This is a genomic window from Salinivibrio sp. SS3, assembly GCF_001722105.1.
Lineage (GTDB): Bacteria > Pseudomonadota > Gammaproteobacteria > Enterobacterales > Vibrionaceae > Salinivibrio > Salinivibrio kushneri.
Map to the genome: position 1 here is coordinate 73,169 of NZ_MEBQ01000006.1, position 22,204 is coordinate 95,372.

Sequence of the window (22,204 nt, forward strand, 5' to 3'; positions counted from 1 at the left end):
AGCGATTCGATGCGATTTACCGACGTCTTTATCAAGAAACCCGTCTTGGCCTCCGTGGTGAGCCTATTCATTATCTTGCTCGGGTTACGCGCTATCACCGACATGAATGTGCGCCAATTCCCCGAGATCAAAAATGCAGTGGTCAGTGTCTCTACCACTTATATCGGTGCAGATGCCGACCTGATTCAAGGCTTTATCACCACGCCGCTGGAGCGTGAAATTGCTGCCTCTGAAGGGATTGATTACTTAGTCTCCACATCAACCGCCGGTGTGAGCACCATCGAAGCCTATTTACGCCTTGATTACGATCCGAATGAAGCACTCACGCAGATTGCCGCACAGGTGAATAAGGTGCGCTCAGAGCTCCCTGATGATGCCCGTGAGCCCGTCGTCACCCTGCAGGTAGGGGAAACAGTCGCGGCAATGTACCTCGCCTTCTACTCTGACGTCCTCACTGACAATCAAATTACCGATTACTTGGTCCGGGTGGTCGAGCCACAGCTGTCGACGATTCCCGGTGTGCAGCGTGCTGATGTGTTGGGTGCCAGTAGTTTTGCCATGCGAATCTGGCTCGACTCGGTCGAAATGGCCGCGTACGATCTCACCGGTACGGATGTGATTGCCGCCCTGCGCAGCAATAATGTGCTGGCTACGTTGGGGCGAACCAAAGGGCAAGACGTAGCGATTGATTTAAACGCCGCCACCGACATTCATGACGTTCAACAATTTGAAGATCTGGTGATCAGCAGTGATGGCCAATCTGTTGTGCGTTTGAGTGACATTGCGACCGTTGAGCTCGGCGCCGAAAGTTACCAAACGTCGGTGAACTTTAACGGGCTCGACGCCACCTTTATCGGTATCGAAGTCTCACCCGATGCCAACGCGCTGGATGTGATTGAAGCGGTGAATCAGGTATGGGATGCCGATATCATCACCCAGTTACCTCAAGGGCTGTCGGCGTATATCGCCTATGACTCAACCGAGTATATTGATAACGCCATTGATGAAGTGGTGATATCGATTATTCTCGCCTTAGCCATCGTGGTGTTTGTGATTTATGGCTTTTTGGGGTCGTTGCGCTCGGTGATTATTCCTGCGATCGCGATCCCCGTATCGCTCATCGGCACCTTCTTTTTAATGTGGCTGCTAGGGTTTTCCATCAACCTACTGACACTGCTTGCCATGGTGCTTGCAATCGGTGTGGTGGTCGATGATGCGATTATCATGCTTGAAAACGTGCACCGCCATATCGAAGAAGGCAAAAGCCGAACACAAGCCGCGCTTGAGGGCGCGCGAGAACTGGCGTGGCCGATTATCACCATGTCGACCACCTTGGTCGCGGTATTCCTGCCCATCGGCTTTGTTGGTGGGTTAACCGGGGTACTGTTTGTTGAATTTGCCTTTACCCTCGCCGCGTCGGTGATCTTATCCGGTGTGGTGGCGCTTACGCTCTCGCCCATGATGTGTGCCTATGTGCTCAAGCCCTATCAGGCGGACAAAGCGACCCAAGAGCGCTCCCTTGAGCATTGGCTGGATAAGCAGTTTGACCGACTGCATCATCGCTACCAACGCACACTCCATAGCTTGTTGAATACCAATGCGGTGATCCTCACGTTTGGCGCGATTGTTTTAGTGTCTTGCTATTTCCTGTTTATCACCAGTCCTTCTGAGCTTGAGCCCGCCGAGGACCAAGGGTTTGTGTTCTCCATACTCGAAGCCGACAGCCAAACCACGCTGGATGCGTTGTCTGCCAGTACTGACGAATTAAACCGACTGATTGACGATGTACCAGAAATCGACAACGTCTTTATTATCAATGGCTCTGGCGGCACCAATAACGCAATCGCGGGTATTGTACTTGCGCCATGGGATGAGCGAGAGCGCAGTACCCAAGCGATCTTGGAAACCGAAATCCAACCCTTTATGGACAGCCAACCGAGCTTAAGCAGCTTTGCCTTGGTGCCCCCTTCACTGCCGTCTCCGGGCGGCGGCACGCCGGTTGAATTTATTATCGGTTCAACACAACCCTTTGAAGCCATTAATGAAGTGGCGAACAATATCGTGGGCAAAGCAATGCAAACGGGGCGGTTTATCTTTGTCGATACCGATCTGAGCATTGACCGCCCCAAACAAACGGTCAACATCGACCGTGAAAAGGCGGCTTTGATGGGCGTGAGCATGCAACAGCTTGCGGCAGATATGGGCTCACTGTTATCTGGGGCGGATGCGGGACGCTTTTCACTGGAAAACCGCTCTTACCGAGTGATCCCCCAAGTTGCACGTAATGAACGTCTCACGCCAGAACAGTTGCGCCAGTTTTATACCCGCAACCAAGACGGTGAATTGGTTCAGCTATCAACGCTAGTGACCTTAGAAGAAAGCGTGCAGCCTCAAGCATTACGCGGTTTTCAGCAGCTGAATGCGGTGAAAATTTCCGGTGTACCGCGCCCTGGTGTGCCTTTGGGAGAAGCGCTGGGTGTACTCGAAGAGATTGCAGCGACAGAATTGCCAGCAGGCTTTAGTGTCGATTATGCCGGACAGTCACGCCAGTTTATGAGCGAAGGCCAGCAACTGGTCGTGACCTTCTTCTTTGCTTTGATTGTGATTTTCTTGATCTTGGCGGCGCAGTTTGAGTCGTTTAAAAACGCGATCATTATTTTGGTCACCGTGCCAATGAGTGTCTGTGGCGCGCTGATATTTATCAGCCTCGGGTTTACCACCTTGAACATTTACACCCAAGTCGGCTTGCTTACCCTCGTTGGCCTGATTGCCAAACACGGGATACTGATCGTCGAGTTCGCCAATCAGCTCCAACAAGAAGGACGGAGCAAACGTGAGGCGATTGAAGAAGCGACCGCCATCCGTTTACGCCCTATCTTGATGACAACGGCGGCGACGGTGCTCGCCATGATCCCGCTCTTGATTGCCTCTGGAGCCGGTGCAGGCGCTCGTTTTGCTATGGGGCTGGTGATTGCCAGTGGGATGACATTGGGCACCTTGTTTACCCTGTTCGTGGTGCCTGCCATGTATCTGTTCTTAGCCAAAACCATCACACCAGCATCCACCGAGTTATCGCCAGCGCACACGCATCATAGTGATTAGCCGGAAAATCGTACCCATTGGGGCCACTGAAACGTGGCCCCTTTTGCATCGGGCAATCGCCCTTTTCGGTCCCGTTACGCGCTAAGAGGACATAAAACGCGCGAGGACAAATTCCACCAGCAATCGGACGCGCAAAGGCACTTGTTCGCGGTCTCTATAGAGCAAAAATAGCGTACGCGCCCGACTGCACCATTGCGGCAACACGCGCTGTAATTCGCCCTGCTCTATCAAAGGTAACGCGGAATAATCAGGAATATAGCCGATACCAAATCCAGCCTGCACCGCATGGGTGAGCATTTGAATTTCATCCACTTCTGCACGTATGCCGGTGGTGGCTTGATAATCAAACGCCTCCCCCGTTTGATGATGTGTAAGTTCCCAAACCGTCATCGGATGACAAATCACCACCGGCTGACCACTCAGATCATTGGGTGAGCGCACATTGTGATAGTCACTGTCAGGACTGGCACACAAAATGAAATGAATATCGGTGAGCGGCCGCGCAATCCAATTTTCTACCACTGGATTCCCGACTCGAAACACCACATCCATGCCTTCCGCTTCAATATCTATCAAGCTATTGGAAAAGTTAAGATCCAGTTGAATCTCCGGATACTCACGCATAAAGTCGAAAAAGACGCGGCGTAAAAACTGCTTCCCGGCATTGATCGGTGCGCTAATACGAATTTTGCCTTGGGGGTGATATTTCTCGCCCACTAAATCATCATTGAGTGCCTGCAACTCATCGAACAGTCCTGCGGCACGATCAAAGTAGCGATGACCAATTTGGGTCAGAGAAATACGATGTGCATCGCGATTGAGTAAACGCAGAGCAAGATCCTGCTCAAGCTGGCGAATACGACGGCTGAGGGTGGATTGCGGCATGGCAAGCTGCTGCGCCGCGGCTTTAAAGCTCCCTAGCTGCGCCACGGTACAAAAACAGCGCAAATCGTCTAACGAATAGTTAGGTTTCATATTTGGAATCTACCGTTCTGATATTGTCGGTTTATTCATATTTTGAAACTTATACACTAGCGCCCATCACTCAACAAGTCAGGTCTTGCTATGACAACTACTACTTCACTGTGGAAAGCCGTTGCCCTTCTCATTTTATGTGCCTTTTTTTGGGGCAGCACTTTCCCAATTGGTAAAGATGCGCTGAATGAAGTGAATGCGCTCACCTTGGTCTTTTGGCGCTTTGCCGTCGCCGCAATGTGTCTAGGCTTTTATCTCAAGCTCACCCGTACCCGCGTTCCCACACTCAGCGCCAAGCAGTGGCTGTGGGCGACTACCGTCAGCGCCGTGGGGATTGGCGGTCTTAACCTCTGTTTGTTCACTGGGCTCGAGTACACCCAAGCGACCAATGGGTCATTAATCATGGCGCTCAGCCCGCTGGTGACTTCACTTATCGCCTGCATAGCGATTCGCGCATTGCCGCGGAAAGGCCAAGTTTTCAGCTTGGTGGTGAGCTTATCGGGCGTGCTTATGGTGATTACCAATGGTCAATGGCAGATGCTCAGCCAATTAAACTTTAACCAAGGCGATCAGATGATTTTCACTGGCATGTTTGCATGGAGTGCGTACACCTTCTTCAGCCAAGGCATTGGCCGCTGGATGCCGGTGATCCCCTACACGTTTTTGGGCATGCTTAGTGGCGCGACTGTGATTGGTATCATGTGTGCACTGACACCAAACGTGCATCCATTTGGCGAAGTCTGGGCTGCAAGTCCGCTGGCCGTCTCTGAACTCCTTTATATCGGTGTGCTGGGTACTGTCGCCGGTTACTTACTCTGGCTCAACGGCGTGCGCCATCTAGGTTCAGCCAATGCGGCACTCTTTTTTAACTTTGTGCCTGTGTTCGCGGTACTCACCGCGTTTTTGATGGGACAAGCCGTGAGCCAGCTTCAGGTGGTAGGCATTGTCATTGTGATCGCAGGACTGTTGCTGCCACGCCTCCCTCACCCGCGACAGTGGCGCGTTGCACGCTCTGCATAGCGGTGTCGCTATTATGCCTCTGAGCGCATTAAGCGTCGCACGCGGTGACTCGTTTTCATCGCGTGCGATTCATGCCTCATCATAGGGTTATCCGCCGAATCGGGTGACACAATAGGGTTGCATATCCACATCCGTGGCCTCCCTATCCATCATTTGCCCTAACAATTTGCCTGTGGCTGGGCCTAGCGTGAACCCTTGATGTCCGTGGCCAAAGGATAGCCACAGCCCTTTACGCCCGGGGGCCTCACCAATCACCGGCTTCATGTCGGGCATGCATGGACGTCCCCCTTTCCATGGCGTTCCATCAATACGTTCACCGATCGGATATAAAGCACGCGCCTCTTGTTCTGCTGCTAGAAGCTGACTCTCATCCATGGGCGCATCTAAGGCGGTTAACTCTGCGCCCGTAGTTAAACGGATGCCTGCGCGCATCGGTGCGAGCAAGTACCCGATTTCGGCATCCATGATCCAATGATTAAGTGGCTTTTTATCATCGCATTGGTAATGCATATGATAGCCACGCTTGGTGAACAGAGGCACCTCCAAACCTTGTTGCCTCAGCCAATACGCAGACCAAGGACCCATTGCCATCACCACGTGATCAGCTTGCAGACGCTCTTGATCGGTTTCAATCACCCATTGTTCGACAGTTTGTTGCAATGATTGCAAGCTCGCGAGCTTTACCTCACCGCCCTTGGCGATGACATCGTCGACATAGGCCTTGACCAAGGCGCCTGGGTCGGTCACTGTCCATGGTTGCTTCCAGTGGATCGCACCTGCAACCGAAGCGGTTAAACCGGGCTCCATTCGCGCCACTTGCTCACCGTCCAGCACCTGGTATTCCACGCCGTAAAGCGCCTTATCTGACGCAGCTCGCGTACACTCTTCGTCTAAAGCTTTTTGGGTGCGGAATAATTTTAGGTAACCCTCTTTGCGGATCAATGACCCTGCTTGAGCAGACGTAATCATCTCCTCGTGAGTCTTTAAAGATTGCATAATTAACGCTGCGTACTCTGGCACCAGTTTTTTATATTTACTCTCACTGGAGTAGTGCCAGTATTGCAACAGTGGATGCGCAGCGCGGATCACACTGGTGGGACGGTAGCGAATATCGACCGAACGATTGGGTAACACGCGCAACAAGGTGGCAAGATCGCGGGGAAAGGCATAAGGTCTCACCGCCTCGCGCTGAATAATCCCAGCATTGCCAAATGAGGTCTCTTGCCCTGGCGCAACCCTATCAATGACGGTGACCTCGTACCCGCGCTTTAAAAGGTGCCACGCTACAGACACGCCCACCATGCCTGCACCTAATACCACCACCCGTTTTGTCATGCTTCACTCCCTGAATAGCTTGAAATAATGTTTTATTGCCCTGTGCTTGTCATTATGCCGTAGTTTACTTTTTGCTCATAAGTTACAAGCTTTTAACCAATGCGGGTAGAGGTATTTAACAATCAATCTCACACTTTTTCGCCCATTCCCCACTCTTATCAGGCCGGCTGATGCAAGTAAGTCTTTGTCAATGAAACAATTCATCGTTGTTACCGATTCCAGCTAGCTAGCGCACACTTCCAGCAGAGAAACAGGACCAAGTGGTTACTATTTACACCTAGCTGTGTGAGAGTGATGAGGCACATTCGACGTTAAAGGAAGCAATATGGCTGACTATGATCCAAACAAAGGCTTCGTCGCCATCTTGGGATGGAGCCTCAATGCAATTGATGCGATTAGCCGTTTCGATCGTAAATATGTCGTTGTTGCCCCGACATGGGCAGAAGAGTACGCCAAAGAGCATGATATCCCCTACCTTCCTTGGGATTTTGAGCGCCTCAATGATCGCTCATTTGAAATTGCCACCACCTTGCAAGAAATGGGTGTCGATGTCGCCATTCCACTGTTCGAGGAAACCGTAGAGTGGGCCGGCGCCATTAACGCCGTGCTGCTTAAAAACCCTAAACTGATGGGACAGTCACTCCTCTTCCGTGATAAATCCTTGATGAAGCGTCGTGCACAAATCGGCGGTATTCGGGTTGGGATCTTCGAAGAAGCGCAAGATAAATCCGACGTGGTGCGTTTTCTGCGCCGAGTTAACCAAGCATTGCTAAAACTTGATGGCGACCCCAACGATCCAATCCATCTCAAAGCCTTTGACAAAGCGGGCTGCGAAGGCCATTGGATGGTGCGTGAGCCTGATGATCTCGATCGTGTCTCCGATGAAGAGTTTCCACTATTGATGGAAAGTCACCTTGATGGTTGGGAATTCGCCGTCGAAGCATTTATTAAAAACCGCAAAATCCAGTTTTTGAACATCTCCGAATACGTCACCCTCGGCTACTCGGTATTTGTTCCTGCCTCTCCCGAGTTAGAAAAATATCGCGAAAAAGTGACTCAGGAAATCGAGAAGCTGATCGAAGCGTTTGATATTGATTTTGGCTTTATCCACCCTGAATACTTTGTGACCAACGATGGGCAAATGTACTTTGGTGAAGTGGCTTACCGCCCACCCGGTTTCCAAGGCTTTGAAATTATTGAACGTGTTTATGACTTTAACTGCTATCAAGGCATGGTCGTCGCCTTCGATCCACACACGACTGACGAAGAGTTAGAAGCCTTCTTCCCAACGCCTATCAAAGATGCTAAAGGCGTCGCGGGGACCTTTGGGGTATATCCAAGACGCCGAGTGGTAAGCCAGCTGGCCATACCTGAAGAGACCGAGAGTCACGAATACTTTGAGTTTCATGAGCTACAGTCGCCTATGGAAGGGAAAGTGCCTAAACGCAGTGCATTTGGTACACACTGGGGCTTGCTACACTTTTATGGTGAAGACCCACACGTTATGCGTGACTTATTAAAAGCACAGGAAGATCTTGATTTCTATGTCTAGCTTACTCAATAAGCTTGATCATGCGGTTGAACAACTTGGTCAAGTGAGTTCCATCGCCAAAGCGCGCCACCAATTTCACGTGATTGATATTTGCGGCCGTGTATTGGCGCAGGATGATGACATTAACCAGCTGTACTCTCGCATTGTGACCCTCACCGAAGCAGGACTTTTTGAGGGCACAGATTGGGGCCAGCCTGAGTACCTCGTACCGAACCTGGTGCCGGACACGCTCGCGCATGCCGACAAAGCCACCGTGGTGCTAGATTGTCTCAGCCAGCTAAGGATGCTGGCTATCGTCGAGGGGAAGCTCTCTTCCCCGCTTTTTTCCCACCAAGAAGCGCACCAATTTCTTGCCAAGGTATTAAGCCTCAATTTATCGCTGGTGATGGGTCTTACCGATGAATCGAGCCGTATTCGACTCGGTGCAACAGCCCCCGCTATTAGTACTTTATATCGTTTTATTCTCAGCCACTTGGGCTATGAAACCATTCTTAGTGAGCTAGTTGATGAAGTCTGGCGTGTACTCGCGCAGCGCCCCATTCAGGTCAACCCGATTAAGGCGATGATCAATCAAATCTCTATCTTGGTGTCGCAGGAGCAGATTAACCTTGGTGAAGCCAAACTCGGCATCGATCGCCTAGTGAGTGCGTTATACGGGCCAACCCAAGGTTGCTATGACGATCCGGGGTTAGATGCGTACTGTGAACGTCTCAATGCAATGGACAGTAATGCTTTACAACAAGAGGCGCTGGGGTTTGCGCGTGCGATGCATGATGTCGGGTTAGCGTCTGATTACCACGCTATGTTTTTACGGTGGTTGTTGGACAATGACGGCAACGACATACTCCCTACCGCGCTGGGTTTAAGTAATACTGGCTTAGACTGCCTAGTAACCTATCGTCAACTGGTGCATACACTGATCCAAGAAGCCATTTATCCGCAAACCGCCCAAGCCGTATATGGTTTGGCCATGATGCTTGAACGGGGGGTACTGTTCGATGCGCCCGTCGCTCCTAGTTTGTGGCGTCAGATTCATCTCAACCTCCACCCAGACGTCGCCAATACACTCACCCTCGCGTTTGGTGAGCTGCTCCCTGCGCGCGTTCATCTGTTAGCCGGTGTTATGTCAGTGCTTGGCCAACCGCTGGGTGTAGCCCAAGGTAACAACCCGACTTGCCAATCGGCACGTGCGATATCCATGTGGGCGTATAACGACCCTGACTACCTCCTTAACTGTATTGTGCAAGTGGCGTGTAATCAGAGCCTACGCATGCATTTTGAAGGACAGTCGCTAGACTCTCACACGCTGCTTCAAGGCCTTAGTACCGCACTCCCTTTCGACACCGATCCCGTTTCCGTTGTCCTCGTCCCTCATTTAGACAAACTTTATATTGAAATGGGTCGCCTTTGTGTTAACCGTGAGCAAGACCCGCATGAATGGATCAATCCCGAGTTTCATGGTTGGTACGTGGGACGAGAGTTCATGATTGCCGTTGACGTTAAAACCGGACAGCTCAAAGATTTCGACAGCTTTATTGAACGCTTCTACCGCAGTTATCATCCACTATATAATGGAAATATTCCTGTTATACATCCCCAGCCGGTCGGTATTGCGGTCACCAGCAGCCAGGGGCAATTTGTCGGTTGGCATGCCATTACCTTGATACGTATCGCTCTCGATCAAGACAGCGTGATGCGGGTATATTTCTACAATCCCAATAATGATAGCGGCCAGGACTGGGGACACAACGTGGTGGTATCAACGCAAGGGAGAGGAGAGCAATACGGGGAAGCTTCTCTACCCTTTGAGCAGTTTTTATCTCGACTATATTTGTACCATGATGACACAATTCAGGTCGGTATAAAGCGCCCACTGCCCAGCGACGCTCTCAATGAAATCAAGCGTATGGCAGTTGAGAGTTGGGCCAAAGATCGAATAGATAAAGCCCAAATGCCGTTATGAATGACTAAGCATCAACCTGTTCCGTGTCCTCAGCGTTCCTGAACAGGTGTTGATTATTTATCCTCTTAGGCCTTTAAGTGTTACAGGTTTATCCCCACCTATTCCCTATAATCGATAAAAAATGAGGCTAAAAAACCATGGATGCGCCACATTCACCACTGAAAACACCGCCTCAGATCACCAACGCTGAGGGAAATACGCGCCGCGTAGGCGTTGAGATAGAGCTCAGTGGCCTAGAGCTGGATACCATCACCCAACTAGTGGCTGATTTTTTCTCTCTGAGCGTTAAACGTGGTGGTCGATATGACCGCCGCTTAAACGGGGACAAAGCCGGGGATTGGGTCATCGAGCTCGACTATGCCAAGCTCAAACGGTTAGGGCAAAGCGATCGTAGCGAAAACACAGTCACCAATCGACTGGATCAATCGGCTGAAGACTTATTGGCATGGGCGGCAAAAGCCTTTGTTCCCGTAGAAATCGTCGGCCCGCCTCTCCCTCTTGACCGCCTACAAGAGGTAGACCAACTCATTGCGCATCTACGCCAGCAAGGCGCCGAAGGGACCGAAGACAGCCCGGTTTATGCGTTTGGCATGCAGCTCAATCCAGAGCTGCCTGATTTAACCGCTAAGACGATTTGTGCGCACTTAAAAGCATTTTTATGTTTGTATGACTGGCTTTTAAAACGCGCCGATATTGATCTCTCGCGGCGCTTGACCAACTATGTCGACCCTTTCCCGAAAGCGTATGTCGAGCGCGTACTGGCTGATGATTACTGGCCGGATCTGAATACCTTGATCGATGACTACCTTGCCGACAATCCCACACGAAACCGTGCATTAGACATGTTGCCCTTATTCACTCACCTTGATGCCGAGAAAGTGAATAAAGTCATCAATGATGGGCTCACACAGGCGCGGCCCACATTTCATTATCGGTTGCCGGACAGCAAAGTCAGTCGGACTGATTGGGGCATTCACGAAGCATGGAACGATTGGGTGGAAGTGGAAAAACTCGCCGCCGACCCTGCGCGACTCAAGGCGTGTTGCAAGGCCTATTTGGGGTATATCAATGACCCATTGGCACGTATCGTTAATAACTGGGCGGAAAAGGTGCACAATGTATGGATAAACCCGTCATCGCAATAACCGGCCCGAGCAAAGGCGCACGGCTGCCACGTTTTTTCGTTGCCGCGGCAGTCAAACTCTATGGTGGCAAACCGTTACAACTACACCCCGGTACCGCGCTGGATCCAGACGCCTATCATGGCGTAGTGATTACTGGCGGGCACGATGTCGAGCCTGTGCTGTACGCCGCCGAGCCCGAAGTGAAACCCAACTACGATTCTGAACGCGATGCCCTAGAGAGCGCAGTTATCAAAAGCGCGCTGGCAAGCCAAAAGCCCTTGCTGGGGATTTGCCGTGGCGCGCAACTTCTCAACATTTGTTTAGGTGGCACCTTGCACCAAAGCTTGCGCGAACAACGCAAAAAAACCTCTCATCGCTGGACAGTGTTCCCGATGAAAACCTTGTGTATATCGCGTGAAGTCAACGGCCATATCCAGCAACGGTTGGGGCAAGGCAGACGCAAAATAAACAGCCTGCACAACCAAGCAATTAACGCGTTAGGCGAGGATTTAACGGTAAGCGCACGTGATTTAGATGGTATTGTACAAGCCATTGAATCACCCAACCGCCCCTATACACTGGGGGTTCAGTGGCATCCAGAGTTCTTGCTTTATCTTGGCTGTCAGCGTGCGTTGTTTAAGGGCTTAGTCGAGCATGCAACGCGCTTCCAGCAGCGACAAGCGGCCTCTCAGTAAACATGTCTGTTAGTTGGTGAGAAACAAAAACGCCGAGGCACATTCGCTCGGCGTTATCGGGCAGAGGTTAACGCTTTGACCGCGCGTTCAGTCGCTTCTCTATCTGACGTTTTTCCCACTTATCACCAAAGAGATCGACAATGCCCAGAGCACTGACACCGTGGCTGACCACGGCAATCCCCCATCCCAATGCGACCCACCAAGCCCAGTAATAGTCTGGAGTGGTTAACCAGTTGATAATAAACAAAATCGCTAGCACGACCACATAGCGCGTCAAATGAGAATAAAACCCGCCGAGGGCGCGGACGCGCTTGGTAATCGCTCTTTCCTCTGGACTCATTGAAGTATCTGCCTGCATGTCTGTCTCCTTTTGCAAATCACTAATGTCGATATCAAACACAGCAGCCAACGATTTCAGCGACTCTAATCCGGGTTTGTGGCCGCGTTCGATACGTTGAATCGTCCGAACACTGAGCCCACTAAATTGTGCTAATTGGTCTTGCGACCACCCTTTTTGAACTCTGAGTGCTTTCACGTTCATCCTTGCTCCTTTGTGCTCTTCCCTATCGACACTATGCAAAATGGGGGCGACATTACCACGACAGCGCCCCGACACCTTAACGACAGTTATTTAAAATCAAACATTTACAAAGACATCCCGCCCGGCGAACAATCCACGTATTTCACCCTTAACAAAAGGTATCAATATACAAGGCTTCGACCTTATCTCGCGCCCACTGCGTTCTACGCAAAAATTTCAATGATGATTTGATCGAAGGATCGTTAGAAAAACAGTTCACATTGATATGTTGGTAGAGGCCTGACCAACCATAGTGTTCAACCAAACGGGTCAAAATGGCTTGTAGGGTTAACCCGTGCAGCGGGTTATTAGGTTGTGTATCCATAGAGTTCTCAGCAACTCGAGCACGCGCTCGTCAATAAAAGCGCTACTCTACGTGACGATATTGCAAAACGCGAATTTAACCACGGTAGCGCGCCAGCTTATAATCAAGGTTTAGCTGGTATCAAGAAAACCGAGTCACCGTGCAATATGATGTCATCTTGAGTAAAAAAGCGTTCCATGCTAATAGTTCATTCCTTATGGTTAGGTAAGTTGACGTGATATAACGGGTTAACGGGCTGATCAACAAAGTAAGCCCATACATGGTCATAGACGGCATGCTGATTTGGATACGGCGCCAAGGCTTTTGCCTCATCAAGTGAGCACCAGCGATAATCGGTGTGTTCCTCATTAAGCGTGATGGCTTGGTTATCACCACACATCACCACAAATACAGGGATAAGCTCGATCACATTCACCGACGCCTCATAAAATTGCTCCAAAAATTGCGCGTTATACAACTCAGCCACCGCAATTTGGGTTTCTTCGCTAAACTCCCGGACGATGGCGTCAACTCCGGTCTCGCCCACTTCAATCGAGCCCGCAACATGGCACCAGAAGCCACCTTTCACTCGCTTCATCAGTAGCATTTTTGTCTCCCCGTCAATACGAGAGAGCGCTACGCCCGAGACCACGGAAGTATTCACAGGGATCATTATTTCTCCTCTGTTTCAAATGCCGCCACTTTGGCGTACACCACAGTGCTAGAAATCGCACCGCTCGGCAGGATACGGTCGTTGGTAAGCATCGCTTCTTGATGATACCCACAACGCTCGGCTACCGCGCGGCTGCGGGTGTTTTCGTAGGCGGTTTTGATTTCGACACGCTTGGCATTAAGGTCATTAAACGCGTACTGCTCTAGCGTTCGCACCGCTTCACTCATATAGCCAAGGCCTTCTTTGGAGCTCCGCAGCCAATAGCCTATTTCAAAATAAGGAATCGCGATATTACGGATCATTAGACTGATCACACCCACCAGTTGCCCCGTCGATTTTTCAAAAATCGAGTAGCGTAGCTCATTAATAAACATGTCGAAGTCGTCAATCGCTTGTTGGGTGTTTTCAATCGAGCTCGATTCGGTCAACGCGTGCGGAAGCCAATCCATAAAAGGAGCAAGGGTGTGCTGGCTTTCCAACACGGCTTCTAAAATGAAAGGCTGATGGGCCATATTAGGCGCCACCAGCAACAGACGGTCACTGTCCAGTTGGTCCACGCGCGGGGAATCATCCATTAATGTCCACCCAGTACCGCGCCAATGATTCATTGAACACTTCACCATTGACGATGTTTTCCAACGTGCCGCCATTAGCTTCAATTACTTTGCGCGATGCCATATTGTCTTCATTCGCGGTAATTAGAGCGCGAGTGATCCCTAGCTCTCTCGCCTTGGGCAGTGCTAAGGCTAACATTTGCTTGCCGCATCCGCGTCCACGGTATGACGGCGCAATATCGTAACCAATGTGTCCGGCTTCTTGAGATAGAAATGGCGTATTAATGTGATGGCGGATCCAAATCGCGCCAATGATTTGTTGCTCAGCATCAAGCAGCCAAAAATGACTACACGGCACATAACCTTTACGAAGGTTTTTACCCAATGACTCATCCGTTAACCGAGTCACGTAAGTGGGGAAATCGTCTTTCCCCGGCCAATAATAATCGGCATTCTCGGGGTCAAACTGAGCAAAATCATCATAAAAGCGCGTAAAGGCTGCTTGGTGATCGAGTGCGGGGACGACTAATTCCATGTACTTGTTCCAATTCCTGTCATAGAATAAGGCTATCTCATTGATATTGAAAAATAAACACTTATTGACCGCCTGTCATCCCACCGCCTTAGCGCTCGCCACCTAGATGTGATTGAGTTATTGATTGCCGCGCATCACTGCCAACGCATCACCGCATCAAACGTTTGACAATGTTGAACCGCTTGCTCCGCCTCTTGCAGATAAACTTGTTGGGCACTTGAGGTTGGATAGGTTAAATACTCGGAACATTTCGCACTTTGACCATTACCCACCACAATCTTGGCGCCCGGTTGCAAGGTGCACTGTACCAATTTATCGAGCGGCGACCATTGATAACAAATCTCATAATCTTGGCGATAATCTGCCACCAAGCCAGACGGTTGTGATAACGCCCACCAGTGACCAAACTGACTATGCGGGTTGGTGCTATTCCACGCGCGATATACTGTCACCCCTTCAGTCGCCTGATATACCTTGCCTTGGCAAAGCTTCCCTTCCAATGGCTGACCCAACGACGACGCCAGTAACGCTGGATCGTCCACAGCGACAAACTTGTCTGCCCATGCGCTTGGCAACGCCGAACTACCGACACATTCTGCAGCGTCGGTCGTTTCATTATCAACGGGCGCACTGGTACACGCTTGCAGTGTCACCATCAGTGCCCCAAGCAGTGCTTTTCTCATCATCCTTGCTCCCATTCGTGTCGTAATATGGCGTAAACCACCGTATCCCACCACCTTTCTTTAAAGAAACGATGCTGATGAAAATGGGCCTCTTGTCGCATGCCAAGTGAACGACAAAGCTTGGTTGCGGCAAGATTATCGTAAATGGTCTCAGCGTATAACCGATGCACACCCAGAGACTCAAAACCAAAGTCGGCCAGCGCGACAGCAGCCTCTCTCATTAGCCCCGCGCCTTGCGCCTCTACAGCTAGGCCGCATCCGATGGAAGCTTGATGGTTGTCCTCAAGCCTTAAACCGACGGTGCCTATACATTTTTCTGATTGCTTGCAGATAACCGCTAACTGATAAGCCACGCGTGGATTTGTGTTGGCTTGTTCGATAAAGCGCGCGTGTAAGTCTCGGTATGTCTCTGGCTGGCAGTCCGTTTCGCTATAAAAACGCTGGTACTTCTGGTGTTGCGTTAAGTGAACAAACGCCTCTTCATCGCTTGGCTGCATGTCACGCAGCACTAGTCGACGTGTTTCAATCATAAACATCCTTGTCTCTCTTGTTGTTTTAGCTCAGCGCCTTGACCATGGTGGTGGCGCCTGAAAAGCCGACTAGCCATTTTAGGAGTGGAAAGCCCTCTTCTTTAGTGGCGACGAAGCCCTTGGCTTGATAAAGCTTACGGGCTCTGGGGTTGCTATCAATGACATCTAATCGAACGCTTTCAAAGCCATGCGCTTGGGCATAATCCATAATGGCAACCAACAATTGGGAGCCAATCCCCTGCCCGCGCACTGCGCTATCAACAGCAATGCCATCCATCACCAATTCATTGTGCGCCGCTTTACGCTCAAACAGGGCCAATACTGCACAGGCCCAAATGCCTTTAATGGGCCCCAAACTATCGATTAACGGTTTGGCACCCATACCCTGTGTCAACGCGCCAGCTTGGGTTTGAAACCCGGCCAACCCCACCACCTTGCCGTTTTGCATAGCAGCAAACGAAAAGTCTGGGACGAAACATCGGGATAGTATCGCCACGCGCGCTGCCTGATTAGGGATTGCCCGTGCGAACTTCATCCCAAACGCCTGCTCATATAACTCAGCGACGTTTTGTGCTTGCTCAAGCGGCCATCCTTGCTGGATCGCTATCTCCATTGGCTCCCCTCAGTCTTCTTCAATAAAAAACACCCACACATTTATCTTGACGTAAAGATTTTTAATAACTATCTTTACATCAAGATAAATAATTAATCATAACTTAATCAGTTAAGCATGGTTTAACCACAAGCGTATGACAGCCACCCTTTTTACTGGCTATTGCGCGGCATAAGGACACACAAGAGTCATAACATGGAGACTAAAGTAATGAATATAATCGTATTTGGTGCCACGGGCGATATTGGCAGTCGAATTGTGTCGGAAGCGTTGCAACGCGGCCATAAGGTCACGGCAGTGACACGTAACGAGGCAGCATTCAGCAAGCTACCCGACGCCGTAACGCCTGTCGCCGTCAATTTGAACGATGCGGATAAGGTGGCGTCGGTAATGGCTGGTCATGATCTTGCCATTACGGCGTTACGCCCACCGACAGGCGAAGAAGCACAATTACCGGTGTTAACCCAAGCCGTCGTCCAAGGCGCAGCCCATCATCAAATGCGCGTTCTGATTGTCGGCGGTGCCGCTCGACTGATGATTCCAGGCACTGACGGTGAAACCGTGTTAAACGCAGAGGGCTTTCTTCCCGACTCTGCGGTTGAGATTGCACGCGCGTGCCAAGTGCAATATGAGCAGTGCCTCGCCAGCCAAGGTGTGATTTGGAGCTACCTCTCACCTGCCGCCATGATCGCACCTGGTACTCGCACCGGTCAGTACACATTGGGGACAGACACCTTGGTGACAGATAGTGACGGACAATCTCGCATTTCAATGGAAGACTTCGCGGTCGCCATGCTTGATGAAGCCGAAACCCCTAAGCATCTGCAGCAAGCATTTACAGTCGGTTATCAGTAATCAAAGCAAAAGCCAGCGGCCGAGTATAGGCGCTGGCTTTCATTTGCCGATATGTAGCGCTAATCAGCATCATCGCTGAGCCAGTGTTGTTTTTGCGTCACCTTGTCACAAATGTATTCACCAATCGGCATCGCAGAGGTCGCTGCTGGCGATGGCGCATTACACACGTGTAAACTCCGCGCACTCTCGGCAAACAAAAAGTCGTGTACCAAGGTACCGTCATTTAGCACGGCTTGAGCACGGATCCCCGCTGGATAAGGCTTTAAATCCTTAGCTTTGATTGTCGGGCAGTATTTATTTACTTGTTTGAGGTAGCCCGGCTTCCACCAGGAATTTTTCAGCTCGACCAAGCCAGTTTTTAAGTTATTGATGGTGACTTTCCAAAAGCCGGCAAACGTTAACATTTGCCAGGTGTCTTTTAGACTGACATTCACCTTGCCATAGCCTTCACGCTTCCAGCCTTGCACAGCGTTAGGTCCCACCGTAATAGAGCCGTCTATCATCCGCGTGAGATGAACGCCTAAAAAAGGTAAATCGGGATCGGGAATCGGATAGATAAGGTGATTAACAAAGCCTTGGTACTGGCTCGCAAGTTGATAGTATTCCCCGCGGTAAGGGATAATTTGAAACGCGGTTGGGATCCCCATCATGTTGGTCATTCTATCTGCCATCAACCCACTGCATGTCACCACAAACTGACAATGAATCGTTAGCGGCTCCCCGCTTGCTTGGCAATGGAGAGTGACTTGTTCAGCCGCTTCGCTGGCTCCAACGACTTCTGTATTAAGCTGGGTAATACCACCGAGCGCTTCAAACTCACACACCATTTGCTCAGTCACCCGCCGATAGTCAACAATGCTGGTCGCGCGCACCGCAATGGCACCTAAGCCTTTAACATTGGGCTCTTCAGCATGAAGCTCCGCCGCATCCAGCCAGCGCACGTCGATATCATTGGTTAAGCAACGCTCATAGAGCGCCTGCATCCGAGCCATCTCTTGCTCGTTGGTGGCGACCAATAGCTTGCCACAGTTTTCGACTGCAATATCGTGCTTGGCACAAAATTCAACGGTCAGCGCCGCTCCTCGTTTACAGAAATCGGCTTTTAAACTGCCTGGTGGATAATAGACACCCGCGTGGATCACGCCACTGTTATGCCCGGTTTGGTGCTGGGCAACGCTCGCCTCTTTTTCCACCAGCAGCACAGAGCAGTCAGGGTAACGCTGTTTTAACTGCCAAGCCGTGGACGCGCCAACAATACCACCACCGACAACTACATAATCATAAACAGATTTCATACACGCCTCATGAGACTGGCAGCTGAGATTGTTGCAACTGATAATTGCGCCCACTAAAACCGGTACCGGAGGCTGGCTAGGCCATAGTGGAGCCAAGAAAAGTTATAGACTTCATCGTTGTCCGCCCCACCTTCTAGGGTGCGATATCCCAGAGCGCCATACCAGCCATCACCAAGGTGATACTCCAACATCAGCGCCGCATCAACCGCACGTCCCATGGGTGACCACGCGCCTTCCACATCCAAGATCAACGCCGCGCGATCGGACAGGCGATATTGCCCATAGCCATGAAGCAAGGGCACTACACCAACGTTGGATTTCGTTGCTTTTGTTTCACCTTGCGCGAGAGTGATTTCAGCATCTCTCACCAAGGCGGCGGCACCAACGCCCCACTGCCAAGGGCCATGATCGTAAAACGTCCAGCGGTATGTCGCACGATAGGTATTGAATTGATAATCCGCGTCAATCGCTTGCCCATCGGCAAAGCGCTGATCCTGAAACTGGATGCTTTTTGACAGCGTGCCACGACCATCGACAGATAGAGGCGCAAAGGTTAGGCGCACCGCGTGCTGGGGATTGAACTGATACGTGCCATACAAACGCAAGTAAGGCGTTGCGGATCGGCCGGTTAAATCGGTCATATCAAAGCGAGTGCCAGTATCTCCGGGGATGCTGACATCATTTTTGCTAAACGTCACTCCGCCGGTTTCAACACGAAAATCCAACCCTTGCGCATAAGCCCCCGTTGATAGCCCCCCGACAAACAACACACTCATGATTCGAGCTGTCTGTTGGCACATCGTGTGCAAGTCTAAGCCTGCCCTAAGCCATTGTCGCGTATGACCAAACGTTGTGGTTCTGCCCTTTCTCATTGCGCTTTGCCCTTATTATCGGCGTCAATCGCAGCATACATAATATGCTGAGGCCCTGCCGCGCCGCCCCAGTACAGCTCGCCTGTATCAGTAAAGCCGCCTTTTTGGTAACAGGCTTTAGCGGCCGGGTTTTGACAGTTCACCGTTAGATACACCCAATTGAAATCACGATAAGCAACGGGCAAATACTCAAGCAAGGCTTTAACCGCACCGGTGCCTAGACCTTGCCCTTGATACCGCGCATCCACTACAAACATGCGCAGACCCAACGCCTTTGGCGGGCAAAAGTCATACTGAGACGCATAGTCAGTATCGAGTTTAAAAAAGCCTACCGTCTTGCCCGCTCGCTTGATCACATGGCGGTGAATAGTCTCGCAGGTCTCAGCAAGAAATTCGTCAGCGGTCCCCGCAAACTTTACTTGTTGGTCAGGTAACGATACCTGGCGAACATCGTCGATGTCCTCATCAGTCAGTGGAACGACGCTTATCTTGGTGAGCTGACTAGTGGTGGTTTCTGACATACCAGTTCTCATCATCCTTGTTATTGGTTTGGTATAGGGCTGTGCGCTAGTTTTAGTGGTCAATGCTGAGCACTTCTAGTCAGGGAGCACCCAACAACGCGCTGCTCCCTTAAAGAGCGGACATAAAAAAGGGAGCCCTGATTGACAGCGCTCCCTATCATAGCGTGCTAGCGATGTTAAATCACTGACAGCTCGACCTTAATATTGCCACGTGTCGCATTGGAATACGGGCAGACCTGGTGCGCTTGCTCGACCAATGACTGCGCGGTCTCTTTATCCAGATCGCCAACAGACACTGCCAGCTTCACGGCAATACCAAAACCACCATCAATAGGGCCAATCGACACTTCTGAGTTAATGTGAGTGTCTTCCGGCAAGGTCACGCCTGCTTTACCGGCCACCAAACGCAGCGCACCAATAAAACACGCCGCATAGCCGGCAGCAAAAAGCTGCTCAGGGTTAGTGCCTTCGCCATCGTTTCCACCCAAACCTTTAGGCGTGGAAAGCGCCACATCTAAACGTCCATCATCGGATTTTGCAGACCCTTCGCGGCCTCCAGTAGCGGTGGCTTTTGCTGTATAGGCAACACTTTGTAGCTCTTTCATTTCACTCTCCTGTGTTCCAGTCCACTTGCGGCTTGCTCTATCGCACTGAGCAAACCCGGTGAAGACGTCTTGTGTTATTTATTTTGCATGCAAAACATTAAATCACATCACGCAACATTGCAAATACTTTGCGCACAAAATAAAATACAAACCAGACACACTGATAATGACAAGCCATGACCTATCCCCAATTGAAGCTCAATAGCCAAATCTGTCACCGCTTATACAAGGCCTCCAACGGTATTTCGCGCGCCTACCGAACCTGGCTGACCGAGCTTGATCTCACCTATCCGCAATATGTAGTGATGATGGCGCTGTGGGAAACTAACCGACTCGCGATCGCAAATCTGGTTGAGAAAACCGGCATTGATGGTGGCGCGATGACGCAGATTTTGAAAAAGATGAGCGATAAAGGCTTGCTCACCATCGTCAAAGACGAAGACGATAAACGAAAGCGGTGGGTAACATTGACGGGCAAAGGCATTGAGCTGCAGCACCAAGCCGCTGCTATTCCGGAGAAAATCCGCTGCAAGTTTCCCAGCATTGATGACCAGCAAGCCCAGCAACTCATCGAGCTACTGGATAAGATCAATCATGACTTGGGAGAGAGTGACGCATAAACGTCGGCTTGAATGGTTGCTTATCGATAAGAAAGCCAAACTATTACTTGGTCGTGGCACCCTTTACTGACACAATCGGCGTTGTTACCTCGATATGAACGGACAACAATGAAACTATTAGCTCGCAACCTTGCACGCACCACCACCGAACACCAACTCCGTCAGCTATTTTCTGAGTATGGTGATGTCACCGAATGTAATCTGGTACTAGACCAAGAGACTGGCGAATCCAAAGGTTTTGCTTTTGTGACCATGCCTGACGATGCCCAGGCCAACGCTGCAATGGCCGCTTTAAACCTCTCCAGCGTTGCAAAAAGCAAAATCCGCGTGAAAATCGCGAACTAAGCAAAAAGCCCTTTGCTCTTACGTTGGCTATGAGGCGGGAACGATAGCCAACACGATCATACGTGCTGGCTTTTATTTATGGTCGAGACTTCTGTCCATGGGCGAATACTATTCAGCTGGTCTTCGAGCTCATGTTCAGTAATTTCAGTATCATAGACGACTTGAGCTCGCAGCCAATAGCCCTTCGATAATCCAAAAAAACGGCATAAACGCAGGTCTGTATCAGCCGTTATAGCCCGTTTACCAGCAATAATTTGACCAATACGCTGTGCGGGCACTCCGATTTCTTTAGCCAAACGATATTGCGAAATCCCCATGGGAGTCAGGAATTCCTCTTTTAGCAACTCGCCAGGTGTGACAGCTTCTACAGTACGCATGAGCGACCTCCTAGTGATAGTCAACGATTTCGACATCTTTGCACTTAAACGTTCGAATCATAAACGCAGTAGTAACGTAGTACGTTAATAACGTAAAGCGTCATCAAACGATAGCTGATTGACAGCCTACGCCCGACTCGTCACTATCAAGCTTTCGGCATGTAGTGACGCTCGGGCAATCAAAATGGCAAAACCGAATAAAAAAGGCCCCACCAAAACCATCGATATTTTCTGCAAACGTTGTAATGCGCCACTGTTTAAATATCGCAAAGGCGGCAAAGGTGCATTGGTGAAGCACGGAAAACGCATGAACATCCGCGTCACGAAAGGCTTCCTAGCACGGTCGCGAGGTACTCTTGGTCCATCGCGCACATCATTCGCTTGCGTTGAATCCCGGCTTTGAAACTCTTCTCTTGCTTTAATAAATTCAAAACCATTTGCCTTATTCGTGCAAAAACTCCGCTCAACGACGAAGA

At 50.5% G+C, this 22,204-nt stretch carries 25 protein-coding genes; 9 read left to right on the forward strand and 16 right to left on the reverse strand.

Annotated features, from left to right (window positions below; genetic code table 11):
* The first annotated feature begins 9 nt into the window (after window positions 1–9).
* The gene (locus tag BGL48_RS03270) at window positions 10–3,102 is read left to right on the forward strand and encodes an efflux RND transporter permease subunit (RefSeq protein ID WP_069361313.1); all 3,093 of its coding nucleotides are present in this window, start codon (window positions 10–12) and stop codon (window positions 3,100–3,102) included.
* A gap of 81 nt (window positions 3,103–3,183) precedes the next feature.
* Here BGL48_RS03270 and BGL48_RS03275 read toward each other — a convergent pair whose 3' ends face one another.
* Window positions 3,184–4,077 (reverse strand): LysR family transcriptional regulator, encoded by an 894-nt coding sequence (locus tag BGL48_RS03275; protein WP_069361314.1) that lies wholly within the window; start codon window positions 4,075–4,077, stop codon window positions 3,184–3,186.
* Between the two features lie 90 nt (window positions 4,078–4,167).
* Here BGL48_RS03275 and BGL48_RS03280 point away from each other — a divergent pair, with 90 nt between their 5' ends.
* Entirely contained in the window at window positions 4,168–5,097 is a 930-nt protein-coding gene (locus tag BGL48_RS03280) for a DMT family transporter (RefSeq protein WP_069361315.1), read from the forward strand.
* An 87-nt stretch (window positions 5,098–5,184) separates the two neighbouring features.
* On the opposite strand, the gene BGL48_RS03285 is transcribed toward BGL48_RS03280, so the two are convergent.
* Window positions 5,185–6,432 (reverse strand): NAD(P)/FAD-dependent oxidoreductase, encoded by a 1,248-nt coding sequence (locus tag BGL48_RS03285; RefSeq protein WP_069361316.1) that lies wholly within the window; start codon window positions 6,430–6,432, stop codon window positions 5,185–5,187.
* A gap of 325 nt (window positions 6,433–6,757) precedes the next feature.
* Here BGL48_RS03285 and BGL48_RS03290 point away from each other — a divergent pair, with 325 nt between their 5' ends.
* The 4 genes from BGL48_RS03290 (at window position 6,758) to BGL48_RS03305 (ending at window position 11,766) form a co-directional block, all read left to right on the forward strand.
* Window positions 6,758–7,984, forward strand: a complete 1,227-nt coding sequence (locus BGL48_RS03290) for an ATP-grasp domain-containing protein (protein ID WP_069361317.1) — start codon at window positions 6,758–6,760, stop codon at window positions 7,982–7,984.
* Window positions 7,977–9,947 (forward strand): hypothetical protein, encoded by a 1,971-nt coding sequence (locus BGL48_RS03295; protein ID WP_069361318.1) that lies wholly within the window; start codon window positions 7,977–7,979, stop codon window positions 9,945–9,947. Before BGL48_RS03290 ends, BGL48_RS03295 begins: the two co-directional genes overlap by 8 nt.
* Before the next feature lie 137 nt (window positions 9,948–10,084).
* Window positions 10,085–11,092: an amidoligase family protein gene (locus BGL48_RS03300; protein WP_069361319.1), complete on the forward strand. Its 1,008-nt coding sequence runs from the start codon at window positions 10,085–10,087 to the stop codon at window positions 11,090–11,092.
* Complete coding sequence (locus BGL48_RS03305; protein ID WP_069361345.1) at window positions 11,068–11,766, forward strand: gamma-glutamyl-gamma-aminobutyrate hydrolase family protein; 699 nt, start codon at window positions 11,068–11,070, stop codon at window positions 11,764–11,766. The genes BGL48_RS03300 and BGL48_RS03305 overlap by 25 nt, the downstream gene beginning before the upstream one ends.
* Window positions 11,767–11,833: 67 nt before the next feature.
* Here BGL48_RS03305 and BGL48_RS03310 read toward each other — a convergent pair whose 3' ends face one another.
* The 8 genes from BGL48_RS03310 to BGL48_RS03345 all read right to left on the reverse strand — a co-directional run bounded on the left by BGL48_RS03310 (window position 11,834) and on the right by BGL48_RS03345 (window position 16,238).
* The gene (locus BGL48_RS03310) at window positions 11,834–12,307 is read right to left on the reverse strand and encodes a 2TM domain-containing protein (protein ID WP_069361320.1); all 474 of its coding nucleotides are present in this window, start codon (window positions 12,305–12,307) and stop codon (window positions 11,834–11,836) included.
* A gap of 148 nt (window positions 12,308–12,455) precedes the next feature.
* Window positions 12,456–12,671 carry a VF530 family DNA-binding protein gene (locus tag BGL48_RS03315; RefSeq protein WP_069361321.1) on the reverse strand — a complete coding sequence of 72 codons (216 nt, stop codon included), beginning with the start codon at window positions 12,669–12,671 and terminating at the stop codon, window positions 12,456–12,458.
* Window positions 12,672–12,858: 187 nt separating this feature from the next.
* Entirely contained in the window at window positions 12,859–13,323 is a 465-nt protein-coding gene (locus BGL48_RS03320; protein WP_069361322.1) for an NUDIX hydrolase, read from the reverse strand.
* Entirely contained in the window at window positions 13,323–13,898 is a 576-nt protein-coding gene (locus tag BGL48_RS03325; protein WP_255377306.1) for a GNAT family N-acetyltransferase, read from the reverse strand. The genes BGL48_RS03320 and BGL48_RS03325 overlap by 1 nt, the downstream gene beginning before the upstream one ends.
* Window positions 13,891–14,412, reverse strand: a complete 522-nt coding sequence (locus tag BGL48_RS03330; RefSeq protein ID WP_069361323.1) for a GNAT family N-acetyltransferase — start codon at window positions 14,410–14,412, stop codon at window positions 13,891–13,893. Before BGL48_RS03330 ends, BGL48_RS03325 begins: the two co-directional genes overlap by 8 nt.
* A 134-nt stretch (window positions 14,413–14,546) precedes the next feature.
* Window positions 14,547–15,095, reverse strand: a complete 549-nt coding sequence (locus BGL48_RS16455) for a hypothetical protein (protein ID WP_069361347.1) — start codon at window positions 15,093–15,095, stop codon at window positions 14,547–14,549.
* Window positions 15,095–15,631 carry a GNAT family N-acetyltransferase gene (locus BGL48_RS03340; RefSeq protein WP_069361324.1) on the reverse strand — a complete coding sequence of 179 codons (537 nt, stop codon included), beginning with the start codon at window positions 15,629–15,631 and terminating at the stop codon, window positions 15,095–15,097. Before BGL48_RS03340 ends, BGL48_RS16455 begins: the two co-directional genes overlap by 1 nt.
* A 19-nt stretch (window positions 15,632–15,650) precedes the next feature.
* Window positions 15,651–16,238 (reverse strand): GNAT family N-acetyltransferase, encoded by a 588-nt coding sequence (locus tag BGL48_RS03345; RefSeq protein WP_069361325.1) that lies wholly within the window; start codon window positions 16,236–16,238, stop codon window positions 15,651–15,653.
* A 210-nt stretch (window positions 16,239–16,448) separates the two neighbouring features.
* Between BGL48_RS03345 and BGL48_RS03350 the strand changes: the two genes are divergently transcribed.
* Window positions 16,449–17,093: an NAD(P)-dependent oxidoreductase gene (locus BGL48_RS03350; protein WP_069361326.1), complete on the forward strand. Its 645-nt coding sequence runs from the start codon at window positions 16,449–16,451 to the stop codon at window positions 17,091–17,093.
* A 59-nt stretch (window positions 17,094–17,152) separates the two neighbouring features.
* Here the strand turns inward: BGL48_RS03350 and lhgO are convergent, their stop codons facing one another.
* From lhgO to BGL48_RS03370, 4 genes are all read right to left on the reverse strand, one after another.
* Window positions 17,153–18,388 carry an L-2-hydroxyglutarate oxidase gene (lhgO, locus tag BGL48_RS03355; protein ID WP_069361327.1) on the reverse strand — a complete coding sequence of 412 codons (1,236 nt, stop codon included), beginning with the start codon at window positions 18,386–18,388 and terminating at the stop codon, window positions 17,153–17,155.
* Between the two features lie 53 nt (window positions 18,389–18,441).
* Entirely contained in the window at window positions 18,442–19,164 is a 723-nt protein-coding gene (locus BGL48_RS03360; protein ID WP_046073346.1) for a hypothetical protein, read from the reverse strand.
* 92 nt (window positions 19,165–19,256) lie between these two features.
* Window positions 19,257–19,781, reverse strand: a complete 525-nt coding sequence (locus BGL48_RS03365) for a GNAT family N-acetyltransferase (protein WP_069361328.1) — start codon at window positions 19,779–19,781, stop codon at window positions 19,257–19,259.
* A 176-nt stretch (window positions 19,782–19,957) separates the two neighbouring features.
* Complete coding sequence (locus tag BGL48_RS03370; protein ID WP_069361329.1) at window positions 19,958–20,386, reverse strand: organic hydroperoxide resistance protein; 429 nt, start codon at window positions 20,384–20,386, stop codon at window positions 19,958–19,960.
* Between the two features lie 176 nt (window positions 20,387–20,562).
* Between BGL48_RS03370 and BGL48_RS03375 the strand changes: the two genes are divergently transcribed.
* Together BGL48_RS03375 and BGL48_RS03380 are read left to right on the forward strand one after the other, a co-directional pair.
* On the forward strand, window positions 20,563–21,006 hold the full coding sequence (locus BGL48_RS03375; RefSeq protein WP_069361330.1) for a MarR family winged helix-turn-helix transcriptional regulator: 444 nt from the start codon (window positions 20,563–20,565) through the stop codon (window positions 21,004–21,006).
* 108 nt (window positions 21,007–21,114) lie between these two features.
* Entirely contained in the window at window positions 21,115–21,351 is a 237-nt protein-coding gene (locus tag BGL48_RS03380) for an RNA recognition motif domain-containing protein (RefSeq protein ID WP_069361331.1), read from the forward strand.
* 56 nt (window positions 21,352–21,407) lie between these two features.
* Here the strand turns inward: BGL48_RS03380 and BGL48_RS03385 are convergent, their stop codons facing one another.
* Together BGL48_RS03385 and BGL48_RS16460 are read right to left on the reverse strand one after the other, a co-directional pair.
* Entirely contained in the window at window positions 21,408–21,728 is a 321-nt protein-coding gene (locus BGL48_RS03385) for a HigA family addiction module antitoxin (protein WP_069361332.1), read from the reverse strand.
* A gap of 126 nt (window positions 21,729–21,854) precedes the next feature.
* Window positions 21,855–22,204: hypothetical protein (locus tag BGL48_RS16460; protein WP_176719630.1), on the reverse strand; the 350-nt coding region annotated here is incomplete at its 5' end.

Excerpts from the sequence above, each read along its gene's own strand:
- BGL48_RS03270 (WP_069361313.1), top strand. The coding sequence starts at position 10 with ATGCGATTTACCGACGTCTTTATCAAGAAACCCGTCTTGGCCTCCGTG.
- BGL48_RS03275 (WP_069361314.1), bottom strand. The coding sequence starts at position 4,077 with ATGAAACCTAACTATTCGTTAGACGATTTGCGCTGTTTTTGTACCGTG.
- BGL48_RS03280 (WP_069361315.1), top strand. The coding sequence starts at position 4,168 with ATGACAACTACTACTTCACTGTGGAAAGCCGTTGCCCTTCTCATTTTA.
- BGL48_RS03285 (WP_069361316.1), bottom strand. The coding sequence starts at position 6,432 with ATGACAAAACGGGTGGTGGTATTAGGTGCAGGCATGGTGGGCGTGTCT.
- BGL48_RS03290 (WP_069361317.1), top strand. The coding sequence starts at position 6,758 with ATGGCTGACTATGATCCAAACAAAGGCTTCGTCGCCATCTTGGGATGG.
- BGL48_RS03295 (WP_069361318.1), top strand. The coding sequence starts at position 7,977 with ATGTCTAGCTTACTCAATAAGCTTGATCATGCGGTTGAACAACTTGGT.
- BGL48_RS03300 (WP_069361319.1), top strand. The coding sequence starts at position 10,085 with ATGGATGCGCCACATTCACCACTGAAAACACCGCCTCAGATCACCAAC.
- BGL48_RS03305 (WP_069361345.1), top strand. The coding sequence starts at position 11,068 with ATGGATAAACCCGTCATCGCAATAACCGGCCCGAGCAAAGGCGCACGG.
- BGL48_RS03310 (WP_069361320.1), bottom strand. The coding sequence starts at position 12,307 with ATGAACGTGAAAGCACTCAGAGTTCAAAAAGGGTGGTCGCAAGACCAA.
- BGL48_RS03315 (WP_069361321.1), bottom strand. The coding sequence starts at position 12,671 with ATGGATACACAACCTAATAACCCGCTGCACGGGTTAACCCTACAAGCC.
- BGL48_RS03320 (WP_069361322.1), bottom strand. The coding sequence starts at position 13,323 with ATGATCCCTGTGAATACTTCCGTGGTCTCGGGCGTAGCGCTCTCTCGT.
- BGL48_RS03325 (WP_255377306.1), bottom strand. The coding sequence starts at position 13,898 with ATGGATGATTCCCCGCGCGTGGACCAACTGGACAGTGACCGTCTGTTG.
- BGL48_RS03330 (WP_069361323.1), bottom strand. The coding sequence starts at position 14,412 with ATGGAATTAGTCGTCCCCGCACTCGATCACCAAGCAGCCTTTACGCGC.
- BGL48_RS16455 (WP_069361347.1), bottom strand. The coding sequence starts at position 15,095 with ATGAGAAAAGCACTGCTTGGGGCACTGATGGTGACACTGCAAGCGTGT.
- BGL48_RS03340 (WP_069361324.1), bottom strand. The coding sequence starts at position 15,631 with ATGTTTATGATTGAAACACGTCGACTAGTGCTGCGTGACATGCAGCCA.
- BGL48_RS03345 (WP_069361325.1), bottom strand. The coding sequence starts at position 16,238 with ATGGAGATAGCGATCCAGCAAGGATGGCCGCTTGAGCAAGCACAAAAC.
- BGL48_RS03350 (WP_069361326.1), top strand. The coding sequence starts at position 16,449 with ATGAATATAATCGTATTTGGTGCCACGGGCGATATTGGCAGTCGAATT.
- lhgO (WP_069361327.1), bottom strand. The coding sequence starts at position 18,388 with ATGAAATCTGTTTATGATTATGTAGTTGTCGGTGGTGGTATTGTTGGC.
- BGL48_RS03360 (WP_046073346.1), bottom strand. The coding sequence starts at position 19,164 with ATGAGTGTGTTGTTTGTCGGGGGGCTATCAACGGGGGCTTATGCGCAA.
- BGL48_RS03365 (WP_069361328.1), bottom strand. The coding sequence starts at position 19,781 with ATGTCAGAAACCACCACTAGTCAGCTCACCAAGATAAGCGTCGTTCCA.
- BGL48_RS03370 (WP_069361329.1), bottom strand. The coding sequence starts at position 20,386 with ATGAAAGAGCTACAAAGTGTTGCCTATACAGCAAAAGCCACCGCTACT.
- BGL48_RS03375 (WP_069361330.1), top strand. The coding sequence starts at position 20,563 with ATGACCTATCCCCAATTGAAGCTCAATAGCCAAATCTGTCACCGCTTA.
- BGL48_RS03380 (WP_069361331.1), top strand. The coding sequence starts at position 21,115 with ATGAAACTATTAGCTCGCAACCTTGCACGCACCACCACCGAACACCAA.
- BGL48_RS03385 (WP_069361332.1), bottom strand. The coding sequence starts at position 21,728 with ATGCGTACTGTAGAAGCTGTCACACCTGGCGAGTTGCTAAAAGAGGAA.